This window comes from Bullifex sp. (assembly GCF_034103065.1).
Taxonomy (GTDB): Bacteria; Spirochaetota; Spirochaetia; order Sphaerochaetales; family Sphaerochaetaceae; genus Bullifex.
In genome coordinates, this window is the sequence record NZ_JAXEGN010000232.1 from 1 (window position 1) to 8,328 (window position 8,328).

The 8,328-nt window shown below is 36.0% G+C and carries 7 protein-coding genes; 1 reads left to right on the top strand and 6 read right to left on the bottom strand.

Going from position 1 to position 8,328, the window contains the following annotated elements; translation table 11 throughout:
• Positions 1-492, top strand: a 492-nt coding sequence (locus tag SOY52_RS09020) for an Abi family protein (protein ID WP_320848627.1), incomplete at its 5' end; no start/stop codon positions are given.
• A gap of 347 nt (positions 493-839) precedes the next feature.
• Here the strand turns inward: SOY52_RS09020 and SOY52_RS09025 are convergent.
• The 6 genes from SOY52_RS09025 to SOY52_RS09050 all read right to left on the bottom strand — a co-directional run.
• A complete protein-coding gene (locus SOY52_RS09025; protein WP_320848628.1) occupies positions 840-2,882 on the bottom strand; it encodes a hypothetical protein in 2,043 nt (680 codons plus the stop codon).
• On the bottom strand, positions 2,879-4,360 hold the full coding sequence (locus SOY52_RS09030; protein WP_320848629.1) for a response regulator transcription factor: 1,482 nt from the start codon (positions 4,358-4,360) through the stop codon (positions 2,879-2,881). The genes SOY52_RS09025 and SOY52_RS09030 overlap by 4 nt, the downstream gene beginning before the upstream one ends.
• Positions 4,357-6,129, bottom strand: a complete 1,773-nt coding sequence (locus SOY52_RS09035; protein WP_320848630.1) for a sensor histidine kinase — start codon at positions 6,127-6,129, stop codon at positions 4,357-4,359. The genes SOY52_RS09030 and SOY52_RS09035 overlap by 4 nt, the downstream gene beginning before the upstream one ends.
• A 23-nt stretch (positions 6,130-6,152) precedes the next feature.
• Positions 6,153-7,040 carry a hypothetical protein gene (locus tag SOY52_RS09040; RefSeq protein ID WP_320848631.1) on the bottom strand — a complete coding sequence of 296 codons (888 nt, stop codon included), beginning with the start codon at positions 7,038-7,040 and terminating at the stop codon, positions 6,153-6,155.
• Between the two features lie 2 nt (positions 7,041-7,042).
• Entirely contained in the window at positions 7,043-7,885 is an 843-nt protein-coding gene (locus tag SOY52_RS09045) for a carbohydrate ABC transporter permease (RefSeq protein WP_320848632.1), read from the bottom strand.
• Positions 7,885-8,328, bottom strand: a 444-nt coding sequence (locus tag SOY52_RS09050) for a sugar ABC transporter permease (RefSeq protein WP_320848633.1), incomplete at its 5' end; no start/stop codon positions are given. The genes SOY52_RS09045 and SOY52_RS09050, both read right to left, overlap by 1 nt.

Sequence of the window (8,328 nt, forward strand, 5' to 3'; positions counted from 1 at the left end):
AAAGAAACATACAAAGAAGAATTACCTCCGATTTGGATGATGGTAGAGCTGATGAGCTTGGGAGAACTATCCGTCTGGTATGACAAGCACTTAAAAGAATCTCTGAAGAAAAAGATTGCCAAGCATTTCGGCGTGTCTGCAAAAATCTACACATCCTGGATTAGAACCATTGCGTTAGTTCGAAACACCTGTGCCCATCAGGCTAGATTATGGAACAGGATTTTCACCATTTCTCTTATGGCACCTCAAAAGCTAGAAGACCAAAAGTATACAGAACTCTTTGCCGCTGCAGACGAAAATGCAAACCATAAGCGCCTATATAACATTCTTTTGATTATCGCTTATCTTCTGGCAAAGATAGATGAAACAGAGCAATCCTGCAATATTTTGAAGGAAATAGCCAAGCTTATAAAAAAGTATTCCATAAACTCCAAGCGAATAGGAATCCCAGAAAGTATCAATCTCGATGCAATCGAAATTACTCTTCATTAAATCCTGTCAAAAAATAGTATTTCGGTAGTAATTCCCATCGTCTGCGGTCACAATCTGCATAGTAAAGCTACGAACTGACGCAGTTTACTTATGGTCTTGAACCTCTAGATTCATCATTGCCATGGCACACGAAAAGTATCTTAATCACTGTTTTTTCCTCCTGGAATGCCGCAAAAGGCAGTAAATTGCCACAAAAGGCTTTCTCGATTTATACCCAACTATTCAACGATATATTTCGAAAAAGCCTTATATTATTAGGATTTTTTAATTAGTTATGTTCGGCCTTGACATCAACACAACAGTTTCAACATTAATTAAAAAAAATCTACAATACTGCTCCCATTAAATTAATATTCAACAAATGCAGAACAATGAGGTGGTATTATATTGCTATCACCATAAGGACCATATATCTTACCTTCATCAGTTATTGTGTATGGATAGGATCTATGGTTTACTATGATTTTTCCATTTTCAAATGGTACAATTTCAATATCACGCTCTAACTTAACATCTCGGCCCAATGCCATTTCAAAATACGGGCTTAAAGGACACTCTTTTAGAAGTGAAAGTGGATAAAGCTGATTATTTTTCTCTTTAAGAGGTACATGAGGAATAGCTTTTGATGCATAAGATAATCCATAGTCAAAACCAAGAGAAATTATTATTCCATCACCATATTTTCTCTTTACTACAGCATTCTTTCCATTAAGTGTGTATGAAGCAATTGCTTCTCCATCCTTAAAGGAACGATACATCGTTGTTGTTATTAATGCTTTTTCATTAAAGAGGACAGGAGAAGGTTCTACTTCCTCTGCTTTAATATCAAATACACATTCAGCAAGCTTACTTCCAGGAGAGTGAATTACTACTCCACCTTTTTTTACATATTCTCTAAGACCTTCTTCACCAGCTATATCACGTTCAAATGTGTACATACTATCTTCAGGTAAGATGAGAATTGGATAATCATCAGAGTACTTTAAGAAGCTTTTTAAATCAATAACATCTGTAGTTATAGTGTAATCAGAAAGAAGACGGTACCATCCTAGAGAATCAAGACGACGATCTTCCCCCTTCATTGAGTAATCCTCACAAAGTGCCATTTGAGATGGGAAAAGTAAAGCTACTTCACTCTTTAATCTTTTTCCTGTTAATGGAAGCACTTTATCGAGCCACTGATTTGCCACCTTTAAATCACATTTAAAGTAATCATCCATACGGTGCATAAGGCCTCCATCATCAAGCCCGCAAATACCATATGCATAATATCCACCTGCACCAGATGCTGCAATTGTTCCAATTATCTCTGATGGTGTTAGAGTTCTATAGATATCGTTATAGAGGTATCTACCAAAATATATACCTCCTAAAAAGTCACGATTTCTATTCATTACTCTCATCATGCTGTGATGATATGAAGTAACATATGCTTCACTATCGGTAGATGGAGTTACAGGAACTGAAATAAAGTGTGTAATATCTACATAATCTGAAAGATAGTATAAATCGATTCCCCTATTTGCTGTATCCCAAAGATCTGAGAGCATAGCACCTGCTATCTTTATTCCATCAAGAGTTAAGAAATATCCCCATTGAGTTAAGTCAGGAACTAATAATAGTTTAGGATCGACCTTATGAAGGCGCTCTTTCATATCTTTAAAGTAGAGAACAAGTTCAGTTCGCTGCCATCTTCTATTATCATAGCGCATGTGCTTCTCACACTCAGTGTGAGGAACACCTTCAAACCATAGTTCATGAATATCTAGTTCATCAAATGAAATGTAATTTGTTTCATAGGCACTATTTAATTCATCAATCGTTTTATAAATTGTTTTAAGATAAGAAACATAACGATCATTTCCATCTTTATCAAAGGATGGGGCAACAATTGGGTCCCACATTGAGACCATTACCTTACCATTTAGATTTTCACCCTCAACTACTGTTACGCCATCTCCATATAGTTTCATAAGGCCTCTTACATGCTCTGTCATTGAGTCCTTTGCCTTAGTAGACCAGTAGCGATACCACTTTCCATCAGAGCCATCTCTAGCTGTAATACTTTCCCCATAAATTGGAGGTGAAAACCTAATGTTAGGATAAAGATTATCCCCATTTAAGTATAAAGATAAAAACTCATAGCTTAGTCCTAGTTCCTTGCAAGTTTTCTCCATGTATTCCTGCATTCTAACGTAATCACTTGCAGGCTTTCCTTTAAAGCGCTGAGAAAAATCCTCCCAAGCTTTACTATCTAGTAAAACAGAGGTAAATCCCGTTTCTTTAAGTGATGAAAGAGTATTATATACGAAAGTTTCATCGTCAAAAGCTGGACGATAGAAGTTTCCAAACCAGATACTTTTAAAGCATCCATTTTTTGTTTTTATCATTTTCCCCTTACCCTTTTTATATAAGCACTAGGCTTTTCGTTATATACCCTTTGAAATACATCTGAAAATGTTCTTACATCAGGGTATCCAACTGCTTGAGCAACTTCAGTAACACTCATATCTGTACTAATCATCAATGAGACAGCATGCTTAAGACGCACATTTCTTAGGTAATCCTTAAAGTTTTCACCAGTATTCTTCTTAAAGTATGCAGAAAAATAATATGTATTCATTCCAACAAGATTTGCAATTTGCTTAAGACCAATTTGTTCCATATAGTGTTCTTCTATATACTCAAGTGCGACAAGATATTCCTTTGTCTTCTTTTGGCCTGCTAATTCGAGTAGTTGATGATGAATTGAAAATATTTCCTTTTTAAATAGCTCAGTGAGCTCAAGATAGCTCTTCACCTCTCTACCTTTTTCCATTAGAGCACTTAAATCAGGTTCTTCTATTATTAACTTTGAATCAGCAAGCTTATCTAATATTAGTCTTAAACAGTTACAAAAGCAGAAGACAACTTCATCTCTTCTACTTTCCCGTAAGCTTGCTACCTCTGTAATAAATGAAGACCAACAATCATTAATTCGTTCTTCATCAAGTGACAAAATTGCAGCAGATAGCATTTCTCGCCACTTCATAACTTCAACAGAAGAGGTAGCAACTTCCTTTTCAGGTATAAGATATTCAAAGAGAGAGAAGAATGAGGCATAGTAGGAACAGGAGTAAGCCTCACGACACTTAATTATCATATTCTCCATATCAAGTATGGAAGTAAACTCCTCACTTATTACAGAGCAGATTCTAACTGAATTCTTTCTATAAATCTCCTCTCCACACTCCTTCATATAAACAAGTGTTGATAATCTAGACATACCTGAAAAAAGGATAAAATCATCATCTGCGTTACGAAATACAAAACCTCGTCCAGATAGTTCAATCTTTGACCTTAGGCGCTCAAGAAAAGAAAAGGTTTTAAGCCTATCAAGGGAAGTTGATTCACTATCAGGTGCACCTGAACGAACCAATACATAAGGAGCTTTATGGTCACGAAAGAATGGAGCATATACAGGTACTCTACTCTCAGTATTTTCACTGCTAATACTTTCTGAAAAGCACTTTGCACGCGAAAGTGATTTCAAAAGTTCAGTTCTTACAACTGGCTTTACTAAGTAGTCTAATGCACCATGTAAAAGCGCAGAACGTACATAATCAAATTCTTGGAAGCCACTGATGAAAATAACCTCAGTTTTAAGATTATCAGCTTCAATGCGTTCTAGTAATTCAAGCCCACTAAAACCTGGCATTGAGATATCTAAAAGTGCAATATCTGGTTCTAAAGTTAAAATTCCCTCTAACGCACTCCTACCATCAAGATAAGATCCAACTATCTCAATTCCAAGACCTTTCCAATCCATTAAATGCTCAAGTCCTGCAAGGATGAATGGTTCATCATCTGCCATAATTAGTCTTATCATTTTAACTCATCTCCCTCATACTCTTTATCAGGAACTGTAATTGTAACTACTGTTCCAACATCAACTAGACTTTCAATATCAAGCCCAAAGCCCTCACCATAAATTAAGCGAAGTCTATCATAAACATTCTTAAGCCCAATACTCTTCCAGTTATATTCATCTCTGACCCCAGGCTCATCGCTTTTTAGTCTTATCCATAGTGCTTCAAGTTCCGAAGCATTCATACCAACACCATTATTCATAATTCTTATTAGGGCTTTAGTGCTTTTTCTTTCTACCTCAATAACAATACGGCCATATCCACCATTTGGTTTAATACCATGTATGTATGCATTTTCTACAATAGGTTGCAAAATAAGTTTTGGAACCTCTAACTTTGTTTCTGAAGCTGGAATTGATAAATCAATGTGACCACTAATTCTAGAATTAAGGAGGAAAATATACTTTTCAACTATATCAATTTCCTTAGATAGTGGAACAAAATCATTAACAGGTCCAATAAGATAGTGAATCTGCTCAGATAAAGATTCTATCATTAACGCAACCTTTTCATCGTTATTGCTAATTGCTGTCATTCTAATTACTTCTAATGTGTTATATAAGAAGTGAGGATAAATCTGGCTCTTTAATGCAGTACACTCTGCTTCCTTTTGACTAAGCTGAGAACGATATACCTTATCGACATATTCATTAAGAGAGAGAATCATCTCATTAAAGCGTTTTGAAAGCACCCCTATTTCATCTTCACTGTCTACAGGAAGGCAGATATCGAAATCACCTTTTTCAAGTCTCTTCATCTCCTTCATCATGCCATTAAGAGGCTTTGAGAGACGATTTGAAAGAACTACCATTCCTCCTACGAATAGGACTGCAGAAATAGCAAGTAGAACCCATGAGAAGGAGTAAAGGATACTTACAGATGAGAAAAGTGCGGAGTGAGTTACTATAATGTATGTACCCATATCATACCTATCATCGGTATCATAGAACATCATATCGCCTTTCTTTATAAGGGATGCAGGATCAAAAATCTTTCCCTCAAGACTTGGATCACTACTTATCCAGCACTTCTCATTAACCATAAAAACTATTGTTTCACCATTTGTAGGGGTGTATGATTCAGCGATTCGCCTTAAAGCCTCTATATCTACATCGATATAAAGTGTTCCTATATATTCGGGATTAACAATACTCCCGGTAGTATCAAAATAGTTTCTAGCAACAGTAAAGGTAGTTGCTATATTACCTGGGAAATAGTGGGTATCATGAGGAGGATATAACATTAAATTTTTAGAAGAAGAATCATATACATCTGTCATTATAATATCGTTAAATGATTGTTTATCTGATATATAGGTGTTAATACGGTCCACATGATAGTCACCATCTTCTGATATAAAATGAGTACCTTTAACCGAGCTATCAAAGTTAAGGATGTTATTTAAAAAGGCTTCGACATCTGATGTGTTTCCTCTATTAAGTACATCTTTAAATGCAGTTGAATAGAAGTTTTTTATACTAAAGACATTATCAGATGGTGTTGTATAGTAATATGTAAGCTTTGTAAGTGAATCATAGTTTTTAAAAGAATTCTCAAAACGATCTTCTAATGCAGAAACCATCTGAAGGTAATTACCACTCATAACGCGGGTAAATTGATTTTCCATCGCGGAGAAAAGTCCGATAACAACTAAAATCATCGGCAATAAGCCAAGGAGGATTGCAATGATTGTGAACCTCACAAATATTTTCTTTCTTACTTTGACCATCTCTTTCCTCCTTTTTATTAAGTTTAAACGAATTCGATTAATCCACGTGAAAAAAGTTCCAACTTAGAAAATAAATCCTCAAAAATTAAGTTTGGATAAAGCTTTGTATATACCCTTGTTATTAATTCTCCATCCAGCGTTTTATATCTCATGTCTTGTTCAATTGTCATTCTAGGAACATTCTCATAACAATATTGATGAGGATAAATTAGAACTCCAGGGGCAGGACTATCACCAAGGGTCCAAGCATCTCCACTTCTATATGCACCAGAAGGAAGCATATTCCAATCTATAATTCTGTTTAAAATAAGATCATGAACTGCACTTTTCCCTTTTAGCTTTGCATATAGATTAGAAATTGTAATTCCCATTGTTGAGTATACAGGACGAGGTATTTGCCATATATTTTGCAAAGAAGAAAACACTTCTCGTGCACTATTTACATCACGACTTAAGTTATACTCCCAGCCACCCTTTGGGTAGCCTTCACCTCCAATCCATATCAAAGTGAATTTATCCCATATTGTAGGGTTAAGGGATAATGCAATTTTCACATCGGTAAGTGCATCTAAAGCTAAGACATAGAGCTTTCTTTTATCATCTTTAAGAGCTTCTTCAACTATTAATTCAGCTCCCTTTGATGATGTACTGTTTATTCCAACTGCACCAGGAATTAAGATTTTGTTTGTATATTTAAGAGCAGATAGTATTCTCTTTCCTTCCAAAAAGCTTTTTTCCATAGAGCCTTCCTCTCCAAAATGAACGGCAACAATGCCCCTTACATCAAAAATAGGAGTAAGAAGACTCTGAATTACTGCAGCATGGTCATCAGCCTCATTGGCAATGTCACTGAGGATGATGACTCTAACTTCTTTTTCTATTTGGGTTGGATATGGAAGCAAAGCTTTCATTATCAACCCTTTGTTGCACCAGCAGTAACACCCTTTACGAAGTACTTTTGGAATGCAACGAAGATGATGATTGCAGGAATCATTGAAATTAATGTTCCAGCAAATACAATATCCCATCTAGCAGTAAACTGACCTACGAAGCCCGCGATTTCAACTGTAATAGTCTTAGCCTTTCCACTAGGAAGGACAAGGTAAGGCATTAGGTAATCGTTCCAAATATTGAGTCCGTTTAGAATAATCATAGATGCATTACATGGTCCAAGAAGAGGGAATGTGATGCGCCAGAAGATTTGGAATCTGTTATAACCATCAAGCATTGCTGCTTCTTCTAGCTCTAGAGGAACGCCCTTCAAGAATGAACAATAAAGAAGGGAACCAAAAGCAATTGAACCTGAAATATAAATCATGATAGGTCCAATGAAGTTTCCAAACATTCCGAACATCTTTAGTTCCTTGAAAAGTGGGAACATATAGAGGTGGAATGGAATCATCATACCAGAGATGAAGAAGGTGTAGAAAAATGATGATTTCTTTGAATGGTCACGTGTAATTGCAAATGCTGCCATTGGAACAACACAAATGATAAGAGCCTCAGATAAGACTGTTAAGAAAATTGTATTGATGATCGCACCTGCGAAATCACTCATTTGGAATAGATCTACGAAGTTCTTAAAATAAAGTGCTGTAGGAGGAGCTGCTGGGTTCTTAAGGATTTCACCATTACTCTTAAATGCACTCATAAGTGCAAACAGCACTGGATAAATCATGATGATTGCAATAACAGCAGTAAGGACTAATAGTGCCCATTCATATGGTTTATAGTTGTGTTTGACCTTTTCTTTCATCAGAGCTGTACCTCCCTTGATTTCAAGAATTTCTGTTGTGCGCCGTTTAGTATTAGGATGAGGAATAATAGTACAATTCCCACAGCAGTACCAAAGCCTTGGCGACCTTCATTAAATCCTACTTTGTAAAGTAGATATACAAGAGTTTCAGATGTAAAACCTGGTCCGCCATCTGTCATTACGTTAATTTGGTCAAAGATTTTAAGGCCATTGATAAGTGAAAGTGTAAAGTTTACTGTGAAAGCTCCACTGATAAGTGGCATTGTAATCTTTGTAAACTTCTGCCATGGACCTGCGCCATCGATTTGAGCAGCCTCTAATACATCAGCTGAAATACTCTGAAGTGATGCAAGATAGATAATCATGTAGTATCCAACACCCTTCCAAACAAGTACTACACCAATTGCAATGAGTGTAAAGCGTGTATCACCTAGCCAATCTTG